This window comes from Halonotius sp. F2-221B (assembly GCF_046719765.1).
In the GTDB taxonomy this organism is placed as follows: domain Archaea; phylum Halobacteriota; class Halobacteria; order Halobacteriales; family Haloferacaceae; genus Halonotius.
Map to the genome: position 1 here is coordinate 71,464 of NZ_JABEBY010000002.1, position 21,359 is coordinate 92,822.

At 63.5% G+C, this 21,359-nt stretch carries 26 protein-coding genes; 16 read left to right on the forward strand and 10 right to left on the reverse strand.

The genetic code is table 11. The features are described from left to right. Positions 1-65: 65 nt before the first annotated feature. The 9 genes from HKK80_RS01560 to HKK80_RS01600 all read left to right on the forward strand — a co-directional run bounded on the left by HKK80_RS01560 (position 66) and on the right by HKK80_RS01600 (position 6,282). Complete coding sequence (locus HKK80_RS01560) at positions 66-1,106, forward strand: lysylphosphatidylglycerol synthase transmembrane domain-containing protein (protein WP_411797855.1); 1,041 nt, start codon at positions 66-68, stop codon at positions 1,104-1,106. A gap of 111 nt (positions 1,107-1,217) precedes the next feature. Then, on the forward strand, positions 1,218-1,673 hold the full coding sequence (locus tag HKK80_RS01565; RefSeq protein WP_411797856.1) for a 30S ribosomal protein S19e: 456 nt from the start codon (positions 1,218-1,220) through the stop codon (positions 1,671-1,673). Between the two features lie 74 nt (positions 1,674-1,747). Further along, on the forward strand, positions 1,748-2,101 hold the full coding sequence (locus HKK80_RS01570) for a DNA-binding protein (protein ID WP_142443304.1): 354 nt from the start codon (positions 1,748-1,750) through the stop codon (positions 2,099-2,101). Beyond that, on the forward strand, positions 2,101-2,694 hold the full coding sequence (locus tag HKK80_RS01575; protein ID WP_411797857.1) for an asparagine synthase-related protein: 594 nt from the start codon (positions 2,101-2,103) through the stop codon (positions 2,692-2,694). Before HKK80_RS01570 ends, HKK80_RS01575 begins: the two co-directional genes overlap by 1 nt. A gap of 70 nt (positions 2,695-2,764) precedes the next feature. After that, positions 2,765-3,646 (forward strand): EamA family transporter, encoded by an 882-nt coding sequence (locus tag HKK80_RS01580; protein ID WP_411797858.1) that lies wholly within the window; start codon positions 2,765-2,767, stop codon positions 3,644-3,646. Positions 3,647-3,694: 48 nt separating this feature from the next. After that, on the forward strand, positions 3,695-4,090 hold the full coding sequence (locus tag HKK80_RS01585; RefSeq protein WP_411797859.1) for a universal stress protein: 396 nt from the start codon (positions 3,695-3,697) through the stop codon (positions 4,088-4,090). A 76-nt stretch (positions 4,091-4,166) separates the two neighbouring features. Further along, positions 4,167-5,465, forward strand: coding sequence for a histidine--tRNA ligase (gene hisS, locus HKK80_RS01590; RefSeq protein ID WP_411797860.1), 1,299 nt, complete (start codon positions 4,167-4,169; stop codon positions 5,463-5,465). An 87-nt stretch (positions 5,466-5,552) separates the two neighbouring features. Next, on the forward strand, positions 5,553-5,855 hold the full coding sequence (locus HKK80_RS01595) for a DUF6516 family protein (protein WP_411797861.1): 303 nt from the start codon (positions 5,553-5,555) through the stop codon (positions 5,853-5,855). Next, a complete protein-coding gene (locus HKK80_RS01600; RefSeq protein ID WP_411797862.1) occupies positions 5,848-6,282 on the forward strand; it encodes a transcriptional regulator in 435 nt (144 codons plus the stop codon). Before HKK80_RS01595 ends, HKK80_RS01600 begins: the two co-directional genes overlap by 8 nt. A 60-nt stretch (positions 6,283-6,342) precedes the next feature. Here the strand turns inward: HKK80_RS01600 and HKK80_RS01605 are convergent, their stop codons facing one another. Beyond that, the gene (locus tag HKK80_RS01605; RefSeq protein WP_411797863.1) at positions 6,343-7,617 is read right to left on the reverse strand and encodes a HEAT repeat domain-containing protein; all 1,275 of its coding nucleotides are present in this window, start codon (positions 7,615-7,617) and stop codon (positions 6,343-6,345) included. 297 nt (positions 7,618-7,914) lie between these two features. On the opposite strand from HKK80_RS01605, the gene HKK80_RS01610 reads away from it, so the two are divergent. Continuing rightward, on the forward strand, positions 7,915-8,886 hold the full coding sequence (locus HKK80_RS01610; protein WP_411797864.1) for an NOG1 family protein: 972 nt from the start codon (positions 7,915-7,917) through the stop codon (positions 8,884-8,886). A 27-nt stretch (positions 8,887-8,913) separates the two neighbouring features. On the opposite strand, the gene HKK80_RS01615 is transcribed toward HKK80_RS01610, so the two are convergent. Then, positions 8,914-9,624 (reverse strand): 5-formyltetrahydrofolate cyclo-ligase, encoded by a 711-nt coding sequence (locus HKK80_RS01615; protein WP_411797865.1) that lies wholly within the window; start codon positions 9,622-9,624, stop codon positions 8,914-8,916. Between the two features lie 299 nt (positions 9,625-9,923). On the opposite strand from HKK80_RS01615, the gene engB reads away from it, so the two are divergent. From engB to HKK80_RS01630, 3 genes are all read left to right on the forward strand, one after another. Further along, the gene (engB, locus tag HKK80_RS01620) at positions 9,924-10,550 is read left to right on the forward strand and encodes a GTP-binding protein EngB (protein WP_411797866.1); all 627 of its coding nucleotides are present in this window, start codon (positions 9,924-9,926) and stop codon (positions 10,548-10,550) included. A 168-nt stretch (positions 10,551-10,718) separates the two neighbouring features. Further along, the gene (locus tag HKK80_RS01625; RefSeq protein ID WP_411797867.1) at positions 10,719-11,105 is read left to right on the forward strand and encodes a DUF2178 domain-containing protein; all 387 of its coding nucleotides are present in this window, start codon (positions 10,719-10,721) and stop codon (positions 11,103-11,105) included. Between the two features lie 5 nt (positions 11,106-11,110). Next, positions 11,111-11,308, forward strand: a complete 198-nt coding sequence (locus tag HKK80_RS01630; protein WP_411797868.1) for a helix-turn-helix transcriptional regulator — start codon at positions 11,111-11,113, stop codon at positions 11,306-11,308. 113 nt (positions 11,309-11,421) lie between these two features. On the opposite strand, the gene HKK80_RS01635 is transcribed toward HKK80_RS01630, so the two are convergent. The 3 genes from HKK80_RS01635 to HKK80_RS01645 form a co-directional block, all read right to left on the reverse strand. Continuing rightward, complete coding sequence (locus HKK80_RS01635) at positions 11,422-12,468, reverse strand: two-component system sensor histidine kinase NtrB (RefSeq protein WP_411797869.1); 1,047 nt, start codon at positions 12,466-12,468, stop codon at positions 11,422-11,424. Between the two features lie 219 nt (positions 12,469-12,687). Continuing rightward, positions 12,688-13,518 (reverse strand): sulfite exporter TauE/SafE family protein, encoded by an 831-nt coding sequence (locus tag HKK80_RS01640; RefSeq protein WP_411797870.1) that lies wholly within the window; start codon positions 13,516-13,518, stop codon positions 12,688-12,690. 2 nt (positions 13,519-13,520) lie between these two features. After that, positions 13,521-14,213 (reverse strand): SCO family protein, encoded by a 693-nt coding sequence (locus HKK80_RS01645; RefSeq protein WP_411797871.1) that lies wholly within the window; start codon positions 14,211-14,213, stop codon positions 13,521-13,523. Positions 14,214-14,369: 156 nt separating this feature from the next. On the opposite strand from HKK80_RS01645, the gene HKK80_RS01650 reads away from it, so the two are divergent. Further along, on the forward strand, positions 14,370-14,990 hold the full coding sequence (locus HKK80_RS01650; RefSeq protein WP_411797872.1) for a nitrous oxide reductase accessory protein NosL: 621 nt from the start codon (positions 14,370-14,372) through the stop codon (positions 14,988-14,990). 4 nt (positions 14,991-14,994) lie between these two features. Here HKK80_RS01650 and HKK80_RS01655 read toward each other — a convergent pair whose 3' ends face one another. From HKK80_RS01655 to HKK80_RS01675, 5 genes are read right to left on the reverse strand one after another with little or no spacing between them, the layout of a single operon-like run. Beyond that, positions 14,995-15,660 (reverse strand): hypothetical protein, encoded by a 666-nt coding sequence (locus HKK80_RS01655; protein ID WP_411797873.1) that lies wholly within the window; start codon positions 15,658-15,660, stop codon positions 14,995-14,997. A gap of 23 nt (positions 15,661-15,683) precedes the next feature. After that, positions 15,684-15,902 carry a hypothetical protein gene (locus tag HKK80_RS01660; RefSeq protein WP_120084387.1) on the reverse strand — a complete coding sequence of 73 codons (219 nt, stop codon included), beginning with the start codon at positions 15,900-15,902 and terminating at the stop codon, positions 15,684-15,686. Next, the gene (locus tag HKK80_RS01665; RefSeq protein WP_411797874.1) at positions 15,899-17,686 is read right to left on the reverse strand and encodes a b(o/a)3-type cytochrome-c oxidase subunit 1; all 1,788 of its coding nucleotides are present in this window, start codon (positions 17,684-17,686) and stop codon (positions 15,899-15,901) included. Before HKK80_RS01665 ends, HKK80_RS01660 begins: the two co-directional genes overlap by 4 nt. Further along, positions 17,686-18,189, reverse strand: coding sequence for a cytochrome c oxidase subunit II (locus HKK80_RS01670; protein ID WP_411797875.1), 504 nt, complete (start codon positions 18,187-18,189; stop codon positions 17,686-17,688). Before HKK80_RS01670 ends, HKK80_RS01665 begins: the two co-directional genes overlap by 1 nt. Beyond that, complete coding sequence (locus HKK80_RS01675) at positions 18,190-18,348, reverse strand: cytochrome oxidase (protein WP_411797876.1); 159 nt, start codon at positions 18,346-18,348, stop codon at positions 18,190-18,192. A 106-nt stretch (positions 18,349-18,454) separates the two neighbouring features. Here HKK80_RS01675 and HKK80_RS01680 point away from each other — a divergent pair, with 106 nt between their 5' ends. Next, positions 18,455-18,640 carry a cytochrome-ba3 oxidase subunit gene (locus HKK80_RS01680; protein ID WP_411797877.1) on the forward strand — a complete coding sequence of 62 codons (186 nt, stop codon included), beginning with the start codon at positions 18,455-18,457 and terminating at the stop codon, positions 18,638-18,640. A 65-nt stretch (positions 18,641-18,705) separates the two neighbouring features. Next, entirely contained in the window at positions 18,706-21,129 is a 2,424-nt protein-coding gene (locus HKK80_RS01685) for a heavy metal translocating P-type ATPase (RefSeq protein ID WP_411797878.1), read from the forward strand. The last annotated feature ends 230 nt before the right edge of the window (positions 21,130-21,359 follow it).

Genomic DNA, 21,359 nt, shown 5'->3' on the forward strand with positions numbered 1-21,359 from the left:
GACAAAAGCGTGTGCTATTTGGCGGCTATCGGAGCGTTGATTGTCGCCGCCGCCGACCGCCCGGCATGGCCAGCGACCGGCTGCGGACGACGCTGCTCGGCTTCCTGCTGGCAGCGGCTATCATCGCCGCACTCGCGTGGCTCGTCGGCATCGAGGACGTGGTACGGTCGCTCCGTGAGGCTGACCGCCGCGGTGTCGCCACGGTCGTCGTGTTGGTCGCCGGCTGGGTCGCCTGCTGGGGGTTGGGGATGCGGGCGGCTCTCCGAAGCTACGGCGCGTCAGTCTCGCCGTGGACGGGGCTGTTGCTGTCGGCCGGCGCGGGCTTCGCCAACAACATTACCCCCTTTGGCAACGCCGGCGGCGAGCCGCTGACGACGCTGTTGGTCGCCGAGCGAACGGATGTCCCCTACGAGCGGGGGCTGGCGGCGATGGCCGCCGTCGACGCCGTCAACATCGTTTCCTCGGTCTGTTTCGCGCTGCTCGGGTTTGTCTGGCTGGCGGTCGACGGCAGCCTCGACGGCCAACTCACCGGCGTGGCGGGGGCCGTCATCGTCGCGGGTGTCGTCGCCGCGGTCGCCGCTCGCGCGGTGTGGCGTCGCCGTCGCGGCGTGACCGCCCGGCTCACCGGCGGCGTGGCCCGCGGGCTCGCGTGGCTGGAATCGCATCTCCCCCGGCTCTCGACGCCGGATCGAGCGGCACTCGCTCGTCGGGTTGAGGGGTTTGTCGACGATCTCGAACAGATCGCGGCCGACCGCCGGACGCTCGTGGCCGTCGGCGGCTACTCGCTGGCCGGCTGGCTGTGTCAACTGGCGGCGTTGTGGGCGGCTTTTGCGGCTATCGGTGAGCCGATCCCGCTGCTGGCTGTCTTCGTCGCAGTGCCGCTGGCGTCGGTCGCGTTGGCCCTCCCGCTGCCGGGTGGCGCGGGCGGCATCGAGAGCGCGCTGGTCGGCGTCCTCGTCGGGACGCCGTTGACGACCGTCTCGCCCGCCGTCGCCGTCGCCGGCGTCGTCCTGTTTCGCGTGGCTGTCTTCTGGCTGCCGACGACGCTCGGCGGGCTGGTGTTTGCCGAATCGGCCGTCCACTGGCTTCGGCAGTCGCGTCGGTGAGCCACTCGCAGGATCGTTCGCGTGTGATCGGTTCTCACGAAAACAGCCGGCAGACGGCGGCTGCGGCGGCGATACGATGCCTTTAAACGCGCCAAACCGGAACACGGCCCTATGGTAACTCTCTACGACGTGCCGACCGAGGAGCTCATCGAGGAGCTCACCGACCGGCTCGCCGACCGGCTCGAAACGCCGGAGTGGGTCGAGTACACGAAAACCAGCCACGACCGCGAACTCCCGCCACAGCAGGAGGACTTCTGGGAGCGACGCGGCGCGAGCCTGCTCCGGAAGGTCGCCATCGAGGGCCCGATCGGCGTCGAACGGCTCTCGACGGGGTACGGCGGCACGAAGGGCGGCTCCAACCGCTATGCGGTCGCGCCAGCCAAACAGGTCGACGGCTCCACAAAGATCATCCGCGAGCTCCTCACCCAACTCGAAGACGAGGGGCTCGTCCAGACCGCCCAAGGCGAGGGTCGCCGGACGACCGCCGACGGTGACGCCTTCCTCGACGAGGTCGCCAAGGACGTTTTCGACGACCTCGACAACCCTGAGCTCGAACGCTACGCCTGAGCAGGGAGCCGTCGTAGACGGCTGACACGAGCCGGCCGAAACCGTTTTTGGGGCTCCGCGACGACACAACACGTATGAGCAACAGCCCTGACGACGACCGACTCGAAGAACTCCGCGAGCAGAAGCGCAAGGAGCTCAAACAGCGACAGGGTGGCGAGGGCGACGCGGCCGAACGGCAACAGGCCGCCCAAGAGCAGGCCGAGGCCCAACGCGAGGCCGTCCTCAAACAGCACCTGACCGACGGGGCTCGCCAGCGGCTCAACGCTGTCGAGATGTCGAAACCGCAGGTCGCCAAACAGGTCAAACAGCAGATCGTCGCCCTCGCCCAGAGCGGCCGCGTCCAGGATCAGATCGACGAACAACAGATGAAGGAACTGCTGAAGGAACTCCAGCCGGACTCGCAGTCGTTCGACATCCAACACCGCTAATGGAGTTGGCGTTGCTGTACAGCGGCGGGAAAGATTCCTCGCTTGCAGCCCTCCTTTTGCACGAGTTTTACGACGTGCGGCTCGTGACCGCCCACTTCGGCGTCACCGATGACTGGCAACACGCCCGTGACGCCGCCGACGCACTTGGCTTTCCCTTCGAGACGGTCAGCCTCGATGAGTCGGTCGCTCACGAGGCTGTCGCACAGATGGTCGACGATGGCTTTCCGCGCAACGGCATCCAGCAGGTTCACGACCATGCCTTAGAGCAGGTTGCCGACCTCGCTGTCGACGCCATCGCCGACGGCAGCCGCCGCGACGACCGCGTGCCGACGGTCTCGCGGGCCGCAGCCCAAAGCCTCGAAGACCGCCACGGCGTCGACTACATCGCGCCGCTGTCTGGCTTTGGCCGCCACGCCGTCGACGACCTCGTGGCCGCGAACTTCGCGGTCGAAACCGGCCCCAGCGAGGAGGTACCAAAAGCCGACTACGAAGGGGAGTTGCGCGCGGTGTTGGCCGACCGCCACGGCGACGAGGCCGTCGGCGACGTGTTCCCGGCGCACGACCAGACGTACGTTCACGGTCGGCGTGAGTGACCGACGACTCGCTGAGAACGACAACCGCAGACCGAACCGTTGAACCCGCCGCCGGGCGTCGACCCAGCACATGGACGGAGGCATTGGCATCGCCGTCGGGGCCGCCCTCGTGTGGGGTGGCTACCTTTTTTATCTCAAACGTGCCTTCGATGACTACCCTGCGTCGCTGCTCACCGTCTCGATCAACAGTTTCGCGTTGGTGTGGTATCTCCCGGTCTTTCTCACGAGCATTGGGCCGGGCGGGGCGAGCGACGCGCTGGCGGCGTTTGGCGTCGAACAGATCGCGGTCGTCGCCCTAACTGCGGTGATGGTCGCCGGCGCGATGATCGCCTTCCTGCGCGCGCTGGCGGTCGGGGAGGTCTCGTATGTCGCGCCGATCAGCAAGATCGTCCCTGTCTTCGTCCTCCCGATCGAGATCATCGCCCTCGGGCAGGTGTTGACGCCGCTGGAGGTCGCCGGCGTCGTCGTCGCCACCGCCGCGGTCTACGTCGCCAACTTCCGCGGCGGCGCGCTACTCGATCCGCTCCGGCGGGCGGCCACGTCGACGGCCGCGCGGTTGGCCCTCCTGAGCGCGATGGCCTTCGCCGTCAGCGACGTGGCCAGACGGGTCGGCCTCCAGGAGTTGGCGATCCCGGTTGGGCTGTGGGTGCCGCTGTTGATCGGCGGCGTCGCCGTCGTGTTGTTGCCGGCGGCGATACGCGCGGAGACGCCGGCGACGCTTCGGGCCGATCTCCCGAGACTCGCAGCCGGTGGGCTGTTTGTCGCTGCCGGCGAAGGATTGACCAACACCGCGTTCTCGCTCGTGCCGGCGAGTATCGCCTCACCGATCATCAACACCCAAGCGGTCGTCGCTGTCGTCCTCGGCGGGCTCCTGCTGAACGAACAGCAGTTCGGGGTTCGGCTCGTCGCTGCCGCCCTCGCCGTCGTCGGCGTGACGATGATCGCGGTGTAGCATCGTCTCGAAAGGAAGAGAGATATACCCCGTTCGCCAACTGGAGCCATGTCGACTACGCTCGTTACGGTTCGGTATCCGTTGACTGCCGATAGCCACCGAACCATCGAGCGCGGGCTTGCGGGCCACGCTGACGGCGACTCGTTGATCGTTCTCCACGTTTCACTGCTCCAGAACGGCGACCGGATCAGCCGGGGAACGCTCCAGGCTGCGGTCGAAGCCGAGTTCGGCGAGATCCCCGCCCATTACGTTGTCCGCCGCGGCTACGTTCTCGAAGAGGCCATCGTCGACGAAGCCGCCAGACAGAACGCCGATCACGTGTTGGTCGGCAAGAGCAAACGCGGCCGGCTGCGACGCTGGCTCGGTCGGCTGCTCGGCCTGTATCCGGATATCGAAGCTGAGCTTACGAAGAACCTCAACACCAAACTCGAAATCGTCGACTGAGCGGCCGACGAGCGGGAGTTGGCGACGGGGCCGCCAAAGGACAGCATTCAAGCGCGGGCCTCCCAAACCGCTCGCCATGTACGACCGACTCAAAGGTTTTCGTGACTTCTACCCCGACGAGATGACCGCTCGGCGGGAGGTCATCGACACCGTCGAGGACACGGCCGCCCGTTATGGGTTCCGCGAGATCGGGACGCCGACGCTGGAGGCGACCGAACTCTACACCGACAAATCCGGCGACGAGATCGTCGACCAGCTCTACAACTTTACCGACAAGGGTGGCCGCGAGGTGACGCTGACGCCGGAGTTGACGCCGACAGTCGCGCGGATGGTTGTCGCCAAACAGCAGGCCCTCGCCAAGCCGATCAAGTGGTACTCGACGCGGCCCTTCTGGCGGTACGAACAGGTACAGCAGGGCCGGTTCCGGGAGTTCTACCAGACCAACGTCGACATCTTCGGTTCGGCTGAACCGACCGCCGACGCCGAGATCCTCGCCTTCGCCGCCGACGCACTCACTGATCTTGGACTGACGGCCGACGACTTCGAGTTCCGCGTCTCCCACCGCGATTTACTGGGCGGCCTCCTGAACGCTTTCGACGCCGAGGTTGACACCGAGGCGGCGATCCGTGCGGTCGACAAATCCGAAAAGATCGACCGCGAAGAGTACTACGGGCTGTTGCAGGACGCCGGCCTGCGGTACGATCAGGCTGAAACCTTCGATGATCTTCTTGGGACTGATGACCTCGACGACCTCGTCGCCTTCGCCGACACCGACCGCGTCGCCGACGCCGTCGCCAACCTCCAGGCTGTCCTTGAGGCCGCCGACGACTTCGGCGTCCGGGAGTTCTGTGACGTATCGCTGGAGACCGCCCGCGGGCTGGACTACTACACCGGCGTCGTCTTCGAGTGCTTCGACTCGACGGGCGAGGTCTCCCGATCCGTCTTCGGCGGCGGCCGCTACGACGACCTCATCGAGAGTTTCGGCGGCCAGCCGACGCCCGCCGTCGGCGTCGCGCCCGGCCACGCCACCCTCCAGTTGCTCTGTGAGCGCGCTGGCGTCTGGCCCGCAGAAGCACCGTCGACCGACTACTACGTCCTGAGCGTCGGTGACACCCGCGCGGTCGCCAGCGAGGTCGCCCGCCAACTCCGCGAGCGCGGGCACGTCGTCGAAAGCGACGTGTCGGATCGAAGCTTCGGCGCGCAGATGAACTACGCCGACTCGATCAACGCCGAGACGGTCGTCATCGTCGGCGAGCGTGACCTCGAAAACGGCGAGGTGACGGTGAAGGATATGGCAACGGGCGATCAGACGACCGCACCCATCGACGACTTCCCTGGTGATCTAGAGCGGCCGACCTACGAGGACTGGGAATAGGTCGGCCTCGTGTCGGTAGGCGTGTCTTGGCTTATAGGCTATAACCCAATACATTTATCTTCTATTGGTTCGTATCCAATAGTACGGATGAGCGACGGCGATGTGCTCGTTGACACGGCGACAACACTGCCTGACGGCAGACGTGTCAGGCTATTCGCTGTCGAAAGTTCGAGCTATCCCGGTGGCGTGAACTACCGGTTCCAGTATTACGATCCTGAGACTGGAGCTGAGTTCCTCCGCTACGATAATTCGCGGGTGCCGACGCACGGCGCGGGGCACCACCATCGGCACGTCTGGATCGACGGCGAGGAGTCGGTGACGGCCATCGGGTTCGTCGATCTCGAAACCCACATCACCCGCTTCGAAACGGAGTTACGAGACCATGACTGAAACAAATCCTACGGAACTGGCTGCGAACGGTGCGGAAAGCTACCCTGAGACGCTTCGCATTACAGTCGGATCGGTGGCATCAATGGTCGACGCGGCGGTTGCCCAACTCGACGGCGACGGCCCCGCGGAAGAAGCTGTTCGCGCCTTCGACAGCGTGGCCGACATCAGACAGTTACTCACCGATCGCCGGCTCGAAGTCATGCGCTCGATCATGACCGCACCCCCGGATAGCATCAGCGACCTCGCCGATCGACTCGGACGCAATTATTCGGATGTCCACGGCGATGTCGAGGTGCTTGCCGACCACGATATCGTCTACTTTGATACTGACGGCCGAGCGAAGCGGCCCGTCATCCCCTACGAACGCGTCCGCGTCGATATCGAAGTCGTCGGCGACGCCAGCAGCGAGCACGCCGCGATCTCGTGACCAACACCCAGCCGCTGTCGATCCCACGGCGGCTGTATCGCGCTGCTGTGTGGTGGCCCCTCACTCGGAGGATGTGTAATCGCTGGGATCGGCGACACGGGTATACTCGACCATCTCTTTTTTTGCCTCCTCGCCGCTGCTGTGGAGCACCGACTGGACAAACGAGGCGAGCGTATGGGCTTCGGAGTCCTCATCGACACTGTCCAGAAACGAGTCGATCTTCTCGTCGACATCGGATTGATCAAGCTTTGTGAGGCTTGCCGAGGCGATCTTCCGCAGATTGTCGTCCTCGTCGTTGAGTGCCGAAACCAGCGTGTCGATGGCCTCGGGGTTCGATGTTTCAAGCTGGCCCAACAGCCAGGCGGCGTTTCGCTGCTCTGAGCTGTGTGGTGACTCCTCGATGATCGAGGCGAACTCCTCGGAGACATCGGTCGAGATCTCCTCGGCCATCTTTTCGATCGCCTGCTGCCGAACCGCACCCCCCTCGTCGAAATCCGTTTCAGTAAACGTCGTGATGACCCCTGCTGCTGCTTCCTCGCGTACCGTTTCGTTATCGTCTTCATCCAGCTTGTCGACAACGAGATCAACCGTCTCTTGGGCCCCGAGCCGGCCGATCTCGCTGACGACATGGCCTTTGAGCTCGTCATCGGTGCTTCTGGAGGCTGACACGAGCGCCTCGTAGGCGGCATCGGTGCCGATCTGGACAAGTGATTCGACCGCGGCCTCCCTGACACGCTCCAGCTGTTCGTCGCTGACAGACTGATGAAATTCCGATCCATCGGCCCGGAGATACTCCTGGATCGGCGAAACAAACGTTTCGTCGCCGACTGTGCCGGCCGCCTCGATCGCCCGCTTGACCACCCGAAAATCGGTTTCGCGTTTGAGCACCGTCCGTAGCTTGGCGATGGTGCTTTGGCTTCTGACTCGGCTGAACCCGACGACAGCAAGATACCGCAAGGACGGTCGATCCGACGACTGCCATTTTGTGAGGATCAGCGGATACGGGGTGTCGGTCGGTGTCGACTCCGGCTCAGCCTCCAACCGCGTGATGATGGTATCGAACGTGGATTCATCAACGGTTAGCAGGACGTTGAGCACGTTGGCCCGGACGGCATCGCTCGGCTCGGTGAGCACACAGTCGATAAGCGCCTGCTGTTCCTCCGGGGTGACCTCCTCGGCAAACTCGTCGGCGGATTCAGCCAGGATCCCGGACGCCCCGTAGCGGACGTGCTGATCGTTGTGGTCTCGGATATGGCGGATCAGCTCCGCGTACTCGCCGCGATCCGCAAGCGAGTACAGATAGTCCGCCGTTCGCCGATCCGGCGACTCCGCCATTTCCTGCTGCTATGCCAGTAATAAGTAAAAAGATAGTGATTACCTGCTAATTTGTTTTAGATTGATGATTTCCCACCGCCGCTTCGACACGCTGAGACAGCTGTTGTGGTTCGGTGAGTACCTCCTGCCCGGTGGCGTCTCAGCGGCCATCCGACCGCGATCATCGACGCGGAGGCTCCCTCACGATGAGCGGACAACCGGATTGCGGGGACGGGTCTGGCTGCCACACACCCCACGAATACGCCATAGAAAGCCAAACGAACGCGCTTTTCCCTTGCCGTCGCATGTGTCCAGCAAATGATTTTCGAGAATCTCCCCACAGCTCCCCGGTCGGAGGAGCTCCTTGACAAGGCCTTCTCGCGGGCCGCCCGCGCCGGCAACGCCAAAGGCGGCCTTGAGGCCCAGCAGTCGATGCTGACCGTCGCGGTCAACATCACCTCCGACAACCTCGAAAACGTTGTGACGGCGTGGCCGGATTTCGACTACGTTGACCCCTTCTACTACGAGCTCGCCGACGCCATCGTCGATGTCGACGAACTCCGGCAGTCGCTCTCTGAAGTTACGTGGGCCAGCCGCCAGATCGATGAACTGGGCCGGGAGTATCAGTCCAAACTCCGCAAAACTGATCCTGACACCGCCCGCAAACACCGCAAGCAGGCCTTCGCCCGCATCGCCGATATCATGGACGAGATCAAAGACGACCTCCGGGCGGTCGGCGACGCCCGCGACGCGCTCAAGGATCTTCCGGATATTCGGCCCGACGAGCCAGCGATCGTCATCGCGGGCTACCCAAACGTCGGCAAATCCTCCTTTGTCAACCACGTCAGCCGCGCCTCAAACGAGATCGCGGAGTATCCCTTTACAACTCGTGGCGTCCAGATCGGCCATATCGAACGCGACCATATCCGATATCAGCTGATCGACACACCCGGCCTCCTCGACCGCCCCGAGGACGAGCGCAACGACATCGAGCGACAGGCCGCCGGTGCGATCGAGCATCTGGCCGATACGATCCTCTTCTTTGTCGACGCCTCCGGCGACTGCGGCTACCCGCTGGACGTGCAGTTGGCTCTGCGGGACGACCTCGTCGACCGCTTCGCTGACCGCGATGTTCCCGTGTTGACGATCTGCAACAAGAGCGACCGCTCGACCGATGTCGAGGCCGACGCCTATATGAGCATCACCGAGGAGGAGGGAATCGAGGAGGTGCTCAGTATGGCGGTCGACGCCGTTGGCTACGAGCCCGATCTTCCCTCGCGGGACGCCTGAAATCGGGGGCGTCACGCCGGCAACTCTCTACTCCGGCCGTAGTCGTTGGAGCACCGGAATCTCGTCGATCTTCTCCGCGGCGAGGTCGTCCCAGTAAAGCCCGTCAGGCAGATCTGCGACAGCGTTGGTCTCGACCGTTCGCGTCGGCGTCACGATCAGATCCAGCGGTACGTCGTGGCGGTCGGGCTCGATCTCGCCGTCGTCGACGACTTGGCTGTCGTGGACAGTGGTGGCAACAGTGGTGTCGTCGTCAACGCGGTCGAAGCCGCGCAGAACGGCGAACTCCAGATCGCTGAACCCCTCGCCTTTGCCGACGCGGTTGCCAGCGGCGTCGACGGCGACGCTGCCGGCGACGATGAGATCGATGGGAGGCATCGCCTCGGGATCGACGGGGACGCCGTGTTTGGCGGAGCCGGAGACCGTCGTCGCGTCGTCGATGTCGTCGACTTCCTTGGGTGCGAGTCGCAGAAACGGCTTTGGTTCGCTGAGTCGGGGGACAGCCATGTAGAGCGTTTTCCCCTCGCGGAGGGCCTGCCGGCGCACCGGCAACTGCGGGGCGTCAGGATTGCACTTGAGCGTGTCGGCGGCGGCCCACGCGTCGGTGTCGGCCAGTCGGTCGGCGGCGTCGCTGGCGTTGGCGAAGTTGGGGATGCGGCCGTGCGGCGGGAACGGAAACCGGGCGATCCCCTCGGTTTCGAGGTGATCCCAGATGCGTTCGCGGAGATCGTCTTTGGACATAGCTCAGTGTCAGCGTGATCGGTGAAAACTCCGGGTGGTCGGCACGGAATTGAACAGTTGAGATAGATTTAGAAAGCCCTCAGCACGCTCGACTCCCGGGACTCGCTGCGCTCCTCGTTCGCTCCGCTCACTGCGGTGCTTGCATCGTCCGGGTTCGCCGAGCGTGCTTCGCCCTTTCCATCCGCCAGGGATCCGGTTGATCGGCTGGCCGATCCACCTGTTTGCTTGCTCTTATTTACCTAACCTCGGCCCGGCCTGCTGAACGCAAACCGTTTCCCTGCCGGTCGCCGAAAGCGGGTATGTTCGAGGATCGCCCCGACCGTGACGACGAGATCGTACTCGTCGGGCGGTCAAACGTCGGGAAGTCGACGATCATGCGGGAGCTGACCGGCCACAGCGTCCCGACCGGCCAGAAACCTGGGGTGACACGCGAGCCGAACCACTTCGATTGGTCGGGCCAGAGCTTCATGTTCACCGACCTACCGGGGTTCGGCTTCATGTCCGGCGTCGAGGGCGAACACCGCGAGGCGATCCAGACCGACATCGTTCGCTACATTGAGAACAACGCTGAGTCGATTCTGGCGGCCGTCCTCGTCGTCGACGGCAAGAGCGTCATCGACATCATCGACCGCCACAGCGACCGCGGGGAGATCCCCCACGACGTGGAGATGTACCACTTTCTGGAGGAACTCGGCGTTCCGACCGTCGTCGCGGTCAACAAGATGGACAAGGTCGACGACAAAGATGAGCGACTCAACGACCTCTGTGACCGTATCGGCCTGTTTCCGCCGTGGCAGCAGTGGGATGAGGAGGTCATCGCACCGATCACCGCCAAAGCCGGCCGGATCGACAGCCTGCGAACCGCGCTGCAACACCATATCCGGGCTGCCAAACGTGACGAGCTGTTGCAGTTCGTAACGGCGTAGCCGACCACCCAAACGCGGGGGTGTTCGGAGTTATCCCGGCAGCCAAAGCCGAGAGCGTGCTGTGTGTCCCCGGTACCGCCGCTGAACCTCGAGCCACCAGACACCCACGACACAGTGGTGTCAAATCAACACGACTAAATGGAAAGAGAACTTTACACACGGATAGCGATGCAGACAGAACACATGCTGCCGATCGGTGTCGCCGGGCTTGGCGTGATCCTGACAGGCGTCGGGGTCACAGCCGCCACCGGCGTCGTCCTCGAAACAGGGGCGGTCATCGCGGGGATCGCCATGTTCGGTGCCGGCTACTGGTGGTATCACCGACAGTGGGAACGGGCAGATGAGGTACGGATCGACGAGCGGCTCAGACAGGTCGCCGAGCGCTCGGGGGAACTGTCGTTTCGGGTCTCGCTTGCTCTTGCGATGGGGCTGTTTCTCGCAGTCGAGGCCGACAGCGTGCCGGTGACCGCCGGCGACGGCCTCGTGTTGTTGATCGTGGGGATGGTCATCGCCCGGTTTGGGCTGTACGGCTGGGTCAGACGACAGTCGGTGTGAAACCCGTGGAAAACGATCTCACGGTGCGGCGCGCCGAGGCGGATGTCACGCAAAAACAGCTCGCCGATGCCGTCGGTGTCAGCCGCCAGACGATCAACGCCATCGAGCGCGGCCGGTATGATCCCAGCTTGGAGCTGGCCTTCGCGCTCGCGTCGTTTTTCGACTGTTCGATCGAGGCGATCTTTCAGCCCGAGTCGGAGTGATCCGACACCAGACAGTCAAACAGCCGCCGGCCGTCGGTGATCACAACAGAGCGATGTGAGGGGGACGGTGTTGTGCCACCGGGCGTACCTATCCACAGCGGCACAACCAGCGGCTACGTGTCGGCGTCGGCTGGCTCAACGACCGGGAGTTCGACGATGAAGACGGCCCCCTCGGGTTCGTTGTCCTCGACCCACACCGAGCCGCCATAGCTGTCGACAAGCGTGTAGACGAGATAGAGCCCGATCCCTGACCCCTCGCTTTCCAACCCTTTCTCGCCTTTGCCGAAGATCTCCTCGCGTTGGCTCTCGGGGACGCCCGGGCCGTTGTCGGCGACCGAAACCCGGACGGTGTCGTCGTTGCGGTCAACGCTGACGGTGACCTCCGGTACCTCCGTGTCGTTGTGTTGGATCGCATTCTGGAGGAGATTCCGAAAGACCGCATCGAGCAGCTCATTGCCGTAGACGCGCACCGATGGGATCGAGCCATCGACGTTGATCACCGCGGCGGCGTGGGCCGATCGGATCGATTCGATCTGCTGTTCGAGCGGTCGACCAAGCGCGATCGTCTTCCGGTCGTGCTGTTGGAGCATGACGTTGGCAAGATCGCGGGCCGTCGCGGTGAGATCGACCGCGTTGCGCGCACTTTCCCGGATCGACTGCAGATACTCCTCGGCGTCATCGTCGACCTTCCCCGCCAACATCTCGCTGTAGGCGACGACGATCTGGAGATCGTTGCGGATGTCGTGCCGTACCACCTGGTTCAGCAGTTCAAGCTTATCGCGTTGTTCCTCCAGTCGCTGCTGGTACTGCTGTCGATCGGTGATATCCCGACAGATGGAGACGGCGGCGGGCTCACCCTCGTAGTCGACGCGGCTCACCGACAACTCAACCGGCACCAGTTCGTCGTCGGCTCGCTGTAGCTCGATCTCATACTGGTTGGGGGCGGTATCGCCGCTCATCCGGGCGACATGGTAGCTTTCGACCAGCTCACGATCCCCCGGGGCGATGATCTCCATCTTCGAGGCACCAACGAGCGCGGTTCTCTCATACCCCGTCAGCTCACACAGTCGCTGGTTGGCGTAGACGATCTCGCCGTCCTGGGCGACGAAGATCCCGTCGTTGCTGTGTTCGACGATCGATTCGTACACCGGATCGCTCATACCCGCCGTTGTCTGGGTATGGTGATAACCACCATGGTTTGTTGGCCGACGCGGTAAAGCCGGCAGCATTGACATGATCCGCTGAGCCTTAACACCTCCAACAATAGGGCATAGATGGTCGCCCCGCTAGCCCGAGGGGAGCGACCGAGATCCGAAGTTTCGTCGTGCTTCCCCGGCTGGAGCCGCGGTTCCCCTCCCTCCGGGGGTTTCGAACACCCCTCACAGCGGCTGGTAGAACGGTACCGGCAGGTGTGGCAGTTGGATCCCCATGAGCATCAGCGCGTGTTGGAACGGAATGTATCCTAACACCAGGAAGCCAACGCCGAGTACCCGGTGGAGCTTCACCCGGGTCGACACCGACACCGACTGAAACAGCGTCCCATAGAGAAACAGCGACGGGATCGTCCCGACCCCCAGGGCGGCCAGCGACAGCGCGCCCCGAACCGGTGCGGCCTGGGCAAACGCGTACAGAAACGCCGGATACAGCAGCGGACACGGCAACAGCCCATGGATCCCGCCGAGCAGCGCGATCCGCGGGCCGCCAACGTAGTCGTCGACCCGCGCCATGAGCCGCGATTGCACCGCTGTCGTCACCGGCGTCACCAGCGACTCGCCGGGCAGCGACATAACCTGGCCGCGAATCAGATAGCTCACGCCGGCAGCCATGATGAGCACGCCGATCGTGAAGCCGACGACGATATTGAGCTCGCGGAACGCTGTCGTCAGCTGACCCGCCGAGACGACGACCAGCGAGCCGGCCAGGCCAAAGAGGCCGCCGATCAGCGTGTAGCTGACCGCCCGCCCGAGATTGAACAGCCCGTGTTGTTTGACCATCCCGACAGAGAGCCGGCTGCCACCACGGCCGCCACCGCCGTCGTCCTGGTCGCGCATCCGATCGGCGTAGGTCGTCACTAACGGCCCACACATCCCGAGACAATGGGCTCCGCCGAAGAGCCCGATCAGCAGGAAGACGCCGAGGCTCACCGGCTGGCCGGCAAGGCTGCTCGCCGAACTTGGCGCACTACAGGTGTGTTGGAGAAGCAGGCTCACGGTCAGGTATCTTGGCTATAGGCGTCCGCCACCGTGAGACTGTCGTCGACGAGCCGCTCAACATCGGGCTGTTGGCCCCGATAGGCGCGCTCGACCATCCCGTCCGGGTTGACGAGGAAGGTGATGCTGATGTGGTTGAACTCGTAGGCGTCGCCGTTGACATCGCCGATCTTCTCGTAGGCTAATCCGAGCTTCTCCTCGACAACCTGTTTGGCGGCGTCGGCCGATTCGGGTCGCAGATAGTACCACATCGGATGCTCATAGTTGATCCCCCGCCGGTCGGCGTTCGTCCGCAACGCCTCAGGGGTGTCGCGTTCGGGATCAAACGTGATCGCCACGAGGCCGATCTCGTCGGCCCGATCCGCTTCGAGCAGCCGCGCCTGCACCTTCGCAAACGAGTTCAACAGCAGGATACACTCGGCGGGACAGAACGCATAGAAGGCGGTGCAGAGAAACGGCTGCTTGAAGTCGGCGACCGAAAACGGCTCCTCGGCGAACGGATTTGGCAGCGTAATCGCCGGAAACGACTCACCGTAGGCCGGATACGCCAGCGAACTGCTCTCGGCGAGTTGGTCGTCCGGTTCGGATAACACAACGTTTTCCGGGCCGCTATCGAAGAGGCCGCCAAGACAGCCGGCTGTCGATGCACCTGCGGCCATCGCCGCGCCTGCACGGAGATACGACCGTCGATTCATTACCAATCGCTACCGTCGCAACGCGAAAGTAGCCTCTGGTGTGGGCCTCGAAGTAGCTCCGTCGCGTCTCGTGGTGGTCGCTGCCACCACCGACATCGACCGCTGTTTGATGGCCACACCAGACGGATTTTGCTCGACCGGTCCATACCAGCCGGTATGTCACACCCGCCCGATCGATCGATCCCCGACCGCTCGCTGTCGACACCGCTGTCCCGGCGGTCGATGGTCGCTGCCGGTGGTGGGCTGGCAGCCACCGCCTTCGCCGGCTGTCTTGGTGGCTCCTCGGCTGGCGGCGAGGTGCCAGCCCCAGTCTCACTCGATGAGGGCCAGGCCTGCGATGAGTGTGGGATGATCATCCAGGACTACCCCGGCCCCACCGGCCAGGTCTACTTCGAATCGCTGCATGACGACCGCGACGGCCCGGCGTGGTTCTGCAGTGGGATCTGTGCCTACAGCTATCGCTTCGACCGTGTTGAGGCGGGTGCGACGCCGATCGGCACCTATCTCACCGATTACAGCCCGATCGAGTACGACCTCAGCGACGACAGCGAGCCCTTCATCTCGGCGGCACTCGCCGCCGACACCTTCGCGCTTGAATCCGAACTGTTCGTTGTCGCCGGCAGCGAGGTGCGGGGCGCGATGGGGCCGGACGTGATCCCGTTTTCCGTCCGCGAGGACGCCGACTCGTTTGCAGCAGCTCACGGGGGGAGCGTCCGGCAAGCGACCGACGTTGACCGCGATCTGATCGACGGTATCAAGGCATCAACCGGTCGGTAGCTCCTTAGCCGGTCGCCTGCTGTCGCGCGACGACCGCGACGAGTAGTCCGAACGTCGTCACCAACGCCACCGTTGCGATGTCGTAGCCGACGGTTGCCACCGCGGTCGTCGCCTGCGTCCCACCGATTGCGCCAATGACAGCGACCAGCAACGGGCCGGTGCAACTCACACAGGAGAACACACCGAGGGCCGCCGCTCGGATCGAGCCCCGGTGGGCGGCCACAAGGGCGTAGATGACGTAGCCTAAGGCGAGATACGCGATCAGTTTGAACGGGACGATCGACAGCCGAAGCAGGCCGCTGTCATAGAGGATGATCGGCCCCCATCCCGGCGGTGCCGCATGCACCCGCAGCGGGAAGCCGCCGGTCGTCGATCCGACCAGGCCGGTGAGCCAGGCGATCATCAGCGTGTAGCCGCCGCCGACAGCGATCCCCCGCCACCGGCGCGGGCGACCCTGCACTGTCTGCCCGATCCAGACCGCCGCCGCGAGGCTGACGCTGATCCACACAACCGGATACGCCAGCGATCGTAGCTCGGTAATCGCCGCGTTGGTGCCGTTGAGATACGCCATGATCGCCGCCACGAGCATCACCACCGCGACAACGGCGGTGCTCACCGCGGTACCGACCGGCGATCGCAGCGGCGACCAGATGGATGCTGTCTGCGACATGAGAAGGGGTCGTCGACCCTTGGTTAGGATCGACGCTCGTTGAACACCATCGCCGACACCTGAAACAGCCCGACGCTCAGGCCGAAGGCGACGAACGCAACGACGATGACCGTTCCGATGAAGTACGCCGCACCGTTGGTGTCGACGCCGGCCAGCAGGCCGAGCGCGCTGCGGATCTCCCAGAGAACCACAAACAGGACGCCGCTTCCGAGCAGGATGCCGCCGGGGGAGGCGTCTCTCATGGAACCACCCCCACGATCGCCACACTCAGACGGCTGACCGCCTCAGTGACCGCAGTAACTGGATTGAGCCCTGATGCGCTCTCGATCATCATCGGTGCCGCGGAGACACCACGGTCAATGATACCACTGTCGCCGACAATACTGGCCAGCGGGAGCATGTACGCCAAGACGACTAACACCATAGCGATCCCAAACCAGAGCTTGAGATTGTCCAGCACCTCCGGTGAATCAGCCGCCGGCGACAGCGGTTTCGGGAGCGGCTGTCCGAGCCCTGTCCGCGTCGGCGACCCGGTTGAGAGTGCGATGTTGCTCACGAACAGCACCGTTGAGATGAACAGCAGGGTCGCCCCGAGGGCAAGCTGCATTCGCAGCTCGGTAATCGAGCCGAAGGAGGCGACGAACTCAAAGCCCTCGTACTGTGGCTCGGCGGTACGCCGTGGGACGCCGAACAGCCCCATGACGTGCATCGCATTCGACATCAGTGCCATGCCGACAAACCAGACGACAGTTTGGGTCAGCGCGATCGGTCGGCTGAACAGCGGTTTGTTCGTGAGCTGTGGCCACAGCCAGTAGGTCGCTGCCATGAACGTTAGGGCAACTGCTGTCCCGACGGTGAGGTGGAAGTGGCCTGGTACCCACAGCGTGTTGTGTATGAGATAGTTGATGTTCATCCCGGCGTTGATCATCCCGCTGAACCCACCGGCAGCAAACATCAGTCCGGCAAGAGCCATCCCCGTAAAGGCCGGATTTCGCCACGGCAGTGCGCGAAGCCAGCCGAAGAGGCCAGTGCCGCCGCGCTGTCGCGCGCCGTGTTCCATGCTGGCGACGACAGTAAAGGCAGTCAACAGACTCGGCAGCAGGAGGAACATCGTGTTCGTCATTGCGATCAGCTTGAACCCTTCTGCGATGCCCGGATCAACGTACTGGTGGTGGATGCCAACCGGCGTCGACAACAGGAGGAACAACACAAAGACGACGCGGGCGAGTGGGTCGCTGAACAGCCGCCCACCCGAGACACTCGGCAGCACCGTGTACCACAGCAGGTACGCCGGCATCAGCCAGAAGTAGACCACCGGGTGGCCCCAGAACCAAAACAGCGTTCGGGTCAACAGTGGATTCACACTCTCGATGAGGCCCAGCGACCACGGCAGCAGGAAGCCGACGACGGCGATCGCAATCCCGATCGTGGCGATATACCACATCAGCATCGTCGTCAACACCATAAACGTCTGCAGCGGAATGCGTTCGTCGGGATGCTCCTGTTTCCAGGCGTACCACGACCGGAACCAATCAGCCCCGGCGAGCCAGGTGCCGATGATGAAGATGGCTAACCCGCCGTAAAACAGCGGATGGGCTTGGAGCGGTGCATAGAACGTGTACAGCACGTCGGCACTCAGCTCCGTTGAGGGGACAAACCCGCCGAGAATCGCCACAACGGCCATCAGTGTCCCAACGACCATCAGGCCATACCAGGCCCACGTGTAGCGGATATCTTCGACCGGCCGATCAAGACTGCGGACAACGGCCCAGGTGAAGATCCCAACGAGGAAAAAGATGGTAAACGAGACGACCATCAGCACACCGTGGGCTGTCAGCACGGTGTAGTAGTACTGTGAATCAAGGAACCGAAACACATCGGTTCGGTGTAACCCCTGAATGATCCCAAACACCGCGCCAAGGAACAGCGCGATAAACGAGCTTGTCAGGGCAGCTTTGACGACCGATGCCTCCTGTGGGAAGCGATCAACGAAGCTTGGTGTGCCGGTTTCGAGTGCTGACCCCATTATTCGTCACCTCCGGATTCAAATTCATCCTCGGGTTGTACCACAACGGAGCCTTCCATCGTGTGGTGGCCGCTCCCACAATACTCGTGACAGACGACGCCGTACTCCCCGGGTTCATTGAAGTTGACCGTGATCTCTGCGACCTGTCCGGGAATGACCATCGTGTTGGCGTTTGTGCCGACGATCTCGAAGCCGTGGATCACGTCCGGCGAGGTAATAAAGAACGTCACCGTGCTGTTGGCCGGCACCGTGATCGGATCAGGTTTGAAGATGTACTGCTGGGCGATGACATACGCCTCGTACTCGTTGTCACCAACCCGTTCGACCCGTGGCTCGCTAAACCGTGGATCCTCATCGAGCGCGCTTGCATTGACTGTGCCACCCTCATCGTCGACCATATCAATCCCGACGGCCGTCGCGCCGTACGTGACCGTACTGATGAAACCGACGATCAGTAGGATCGCGACCACCAGCCAGATCTTTTCGTAGCTGTGAATGTTCATTTATCCCACAACCGTTAGTTCGTTGCCGAGGAACTCGACGAAGTACATAAAGACCCACATCGCGAGTAGGATCAGGAAATACACCGTGATGAGGGCCAGTGTCCCGTTTGGATCGAACTCGTCGTGGCCGAGTTCGCGAACCGTTTGTTCCTCCTCCATATCACGCCCGTCTTGTAGAATCCAACCAATAAATGTAGCGGCCGTCGCTCACTGAGTAGGAACTGGCACAAAGAGTTAACACCGATGAGAGCCAATCCCGCTCAACATGGTTTCACCACGGGTTGGCACACTGGTCGCGCTCACCGCGCTGCCGGCGATGGGATACTATGCGGTTGTCAAAGAGCAGATTGCTGTCATCTCGCTTCTCAATGTTGCGATCATCGCCGCCGCGCTGTTTATCGCCTTTGGGCCGCTGTCCGGCGATGGACAACACGGCCACGACCACGCATAACGGCCGTTGTCCGCGGCTGACCGCCGGCGTCGGTCGTCATCGAACGGCAACCGCCACACCACCGCATGACCACCTGTTCGCTCTGTGAACTGCCGACGCCTGACCCGCCGATCACCGACGAGGCTGTCGACGGTGAGTTCTGTTGTCACGGCTGTCTGGAAGTTGCGCGCTCGGTTGGCTCTCTCGAAGCGACAAGCCCGGACGACGCACGCGAGGAGCTCCGGTCCGACACCGATCCCGACGACCTCCCGGACGAGTACGACGAGCAGTATCTCCACGTTGATGGCATGCACTGTGCGACCTGTGAGGCGTTTCTCGAATCGACCGCCGTCGAGAATGACGGCGTCGGCGCGGCGACAGCCAGCTACGCGACGGACACGCTGAAACTCCACTACGATCCTGATGCTGTCGACAGCGACCGGCTGCCGGCGTTGGTTTCGGGGTACGGCTACGACGCCACCGAACGCTCGCTTGAGGAGGATTCGGCTGTCGCCGGCGATGTCGCCGTCGCCAAGTTCCTCATCGGTGGCGGCTTCTTTGGGATGATGACGATGATGTGGTATGTGCTGTTCATCTATCCGAAATATTTCGGCTTCGAGCCGCTGATCGATCTCAGCGGGTTTGACGGCCTGTATCTGTTTACCCAGCTGTGGCTGTTGGCGTCGCTCGTGTTGTTTTACACCGGGTATCCGATCCTCCGAGGGGCGTATGTCAGTCTCAAAGCCGGCGAGCCGAATATGGATCTGCTTGTCGCGGTCGCCGCGCTGGGCTCGTATGGCTACAGCACGCTGGCGATGGGGTTGGGTCGCACCGACCTCTATTTCGATGTCACCGTCGCCATCATCCTGGTTGTCACCTTCGGCAACTACTATGAGAGCCGGATCAAACGCCGGGCGTCGGATCTGCTCTCGGAGCTGACGGCGATTCAGGTCGATGAGGCCCGCCGACCTGACGGCACAACTGTCCCTGTCGCCGAGGTGCAGCCGGGCGACGAACTGCTGGTGCGTCCAGGCGATCGGATTCCGGTCGATGGGACGGTCGCCGAGGGGGTCGCCGCCGTCGACGAGGCCCTGGTCACCGGCGAGTCGATCCCGCGCACCAAACGCCCCGGCGACTTCGTCCGCGGTGGCACTGTCGTCACCGACCAGCCGCTGACGATCGAGGCCGGTGAGGACGCTGATAGCACGCTGGATCGCCTCGTCGAGCTGTTGTGGGAGATCCAGAGCAGCTCCCCCGGCGTCCAGCGATTCGCCGACAAGCTGGCGACGATCTTCGTGCCGCTCGTGTTGACGATCGGTGCGGTTGCCACGGTCGGTCTGATCGCAACCGGCGCGTCGCCGGCGGCCGCCCTGCTCACCGGGCTGACCGTGATCATCGTCTCCTGTCCCTGTGCGTTGGGGTTGGCGACGCCGCTGGCGGTCGCTCGTGGGATTCAGACAGCCGCCAATCACGGGCTGGTTGTCGCCAGTGACACCGTCTTCGAGCGCCCGATCGATCTCGATGCGATCGCCCTCGATAAGACGGGCACGCTGACGACCGGCGAGATGGAGGTCACCGAGACGGTCGCCGACGACCCCGAGGCCGTGCTGTCGGCGGCTGCCGCCCTCGAACGCGCCGCGGCCCACCCAGTTGCTGATGCGATCGTTGCGGCAGCCGCCCCGGAGACAGCGGCAGCAAACGAACACAACGAGGCGGATCGCTCAGCGATGACTGACGGCGGCGTTGCCACCGCCGGCTGGGCCGACAGCGCGGCCTCGATGGGGACAGTCGACACCTTAGAGCGCGGCGTTCGCGGCGAGGTCGACGGTGCGGACACACTCGTTGGCCATCGATCACTGTTCGGCGAGGGGGAGTGGAACGACCCCGAGGAGTATCTCACTGCCGCCGACCGCATCGCCGCGGATGGGGCGGTCGCCGTCGTCGTCGGCTGGTCGGAGACGATCCAGGGGGTGATCGCCGTCGGCGACGAGCCGAAAGCCGACTGGGAGGGCGTCGTCAGCGAGCTTGCGGCTGACGACCGCGAGATCGTCGTTCTTTCCGGCGACAACGAGGCCGCAACGCAGGCGTTCGGCGAGCATCCCGCTGTCGATCAGGTCTTTGCAGGCGTCCCACCGGAGGCGAAGGCGGCGACCGTCCGAGAGCTTCGCTCAAAGGGGCGGGTGGCGATGATCGGCGACGGCAGCAACGACGCCCCGGCGTTGGCGACGGCGGATCTCGGGATCGCCTTGGCGACGGGAACCAAGCTGGCAACCGAGGCCGGCGACGTGATCGTCGCCGATGGGACGCTTGAGGCGGTGCCCTCGTTGCTGACGATCATCGAGAAGACCAACAGCCGGATCACCCAGAACCTCGGCTGGGCGCTCTGTTACAACGCGGTGGCGATCCCGCTTGCGGTCGCCGGCCTCCTGAATCCGCTGTTGGCCGCGGTGGCGATGGGAACCAGTAGTCTGTTGGTCGTGGTGAACTCAACGCTCCGATCGCTGGACTGATCGGCCACAGGTGGTCGGAGGAGTATGACACAGCCGTGTGCGTCGTGTCGCTCTGTTCGGCTGTGGGTTCGGTGCCGCGTTTCCCACAGTCCGAGCACTTCTCAAAACCGACAAACACGGATACGTCAACCGATCGAACCTCTCAGCGTATCCCCGACAGCAACGACAGATAACGATCTGTTCTGATGAAATTGTGGGCAAGAGACTTCGGTCAACGATTGGCGAGTATT

Bases quoted from the DNA above. Each gene is read 5' to 3' on its own strand.
- HKK80_RS01560 (WP_411797855.1), top strand. From the start codon at position 66: ATGGCCAGCGACCGGCTGCGGACGACGCTGCTCGGCTTCCTGCTGGCA.
- HKK80_RS01565 (WP_411797856.1), top strand. From the start codon at position 1,218: ATGGTAACTCTCTACGACGTGCCGACCGAGGAGCTCATCGAGGAGCTC.
- HKK80_RS01570 (WP_142443304.1), top strand. From the start codon at position 1,748: ATGAGCAACAGCCCTGACGACGACCGACTCGAAGAACTCCGCGAGCAG.
- HKK80_RS01575 (WP_411797857.1), top strand. From the start codon at position 2,101: ATGGAGTTGGCGTTGCTGTACAGCGGCGGGAAAGATTCCTCGCTTGCA.
- HKK80_RS01580 (WP_411797858.1), top strand. From the start codon at position 2,765: ATGGACGGAGGCATTGGCATCGCCGTCGGGGCCGCCCTCGTGTGGGGT.
- HKK80_RS01585 (WP_411797859.1), top strand. From the start codon at position 3,695: ATGTCGACTACGCTCGTTACGGTTCGGTATCCGTTGACTGCCGATAGC.
- hisS (WP_411797860.1), top strand. From the start codon at position 4,167: ATGTACGACCGACTCAAAGGTTTTCGTGACTTCTACCCCGACGAGATG.
- HKK80_RS01595 (WP_411797861.1), top strand. From the start codon at position 5,553: ATGAGCGACGGCGATGTGCTCGTTGACACGGCGACAACACTGCCTGAC.
- HKK80_RS01600 (WP_411797862.1), top strand. From the start codon at position 5,848: ATGACTGAAACAAATCCTACGGAACTGGCTGCGAACGGTGCGGAAAGC.
- HKK80_RS01605 (WP_411797863.1), bottom strand. From the start codon at position 7,617: ATGGCGGAGTCGCCGGATCGGCGAACGGCGGACTATCTGTACTCGCTT.
- HKK80_RS01610 (WP_411797864.1), top strand. From the start codon at position 7,915: ATGATTTTCGAGAATCTCCCCACAGCTCCCCGGTCGGAGGAGCTCCTT.
- HKK80_RS01615 (WP_411797865.1), bottom strand. From the start codon at position 9,624: ATGTCCAAAGACGATCTCCGCGAACGCATCTGGGATCACCTCGAAACC.
- engB (WP_411797866.1), top strand. From the start codon at position 9,924: ATGTTCGAGGATCGCCCCGACCGTGACGACGAGATCGTACTCGTCGGG.
- HKK80_RS01625 (WP_411797867.1), top strand. From the start codon at position 10,719: ATGCAGACAGAACACATGCTGCCGATCGGTGTCGCCGGGCTTGGCGTG.
- HKK80_RS01635 (WP_411797869.1), bottom strand. From the start codon at position 12,468: ATGAGCGATCCGGTGTACGAATCGATCGTCGAACACAGCAACGACGGG.
- HKK80_RS01645 (WP_411797871.1), bottom strand. From the start codon at position 14,213: ATGAATCGACGGTCGTATCTCCGTGCAGGCGCGGCGATGGCCGCAGGT.
- HKK80_RS01650 (WP_411797872.1), top strand. From the start codon at position 14,370: ATGTCACACCCGCCCGATCGATCGATCCCCGACCGCTCGCTGTCGACA.
- HKK80_RS01655 (WP_411797873.1), bottom strand. From the start codon at position 15,660: ATGTCGCAGACAGCATCCATCTGGTCGCCGCTGCGATCGCCGGTCGGT.
- HKK80_RS01660 (WP_120084387.1), bottom strand. From the start codon at position 15,902: ATGAGAGACGCCTCCCCCGGCGGCATCCTGCTCGGAAGCGGCGTCCTG.
- HKK80_RS01665 (WP_411797874.1), bottom strand. From the start codon at position 17,686: ATGGGGTCAGCACTCGAAACCGGCACACCAAGCTTCGTTGATCGCTTC.
- HKK80_RS01670 (WP_411797875.1), bottom strand. From the start codon at position 18,189: ATGAACATTCACAGCTACGAAAAGATCTGGCTGGTGGTCGCGATCCTA.
- HKK80_RS01675 (WP_411797876.1), bottom strand. From the start codon at position 18,348: ATGGAGGAGGAACAAACGGTTCGCGAACTCGGCCACGACGAGTTCGAT.
- HKK80_RS01680 (WP_411797877.1), top strand. From the start codon at position 18,455: ATGGTTTCACCACGGGTTGGCACACTGGTCGCGCTCACCGCGCTGCCG.
- HKK80_RS01685 (WP_411797878.1), top strand. From the start codon at position 18,706: ATGACCACCTGTTCGCTCTGTGAACTGCCGACGCCTGACCCGCCGATC.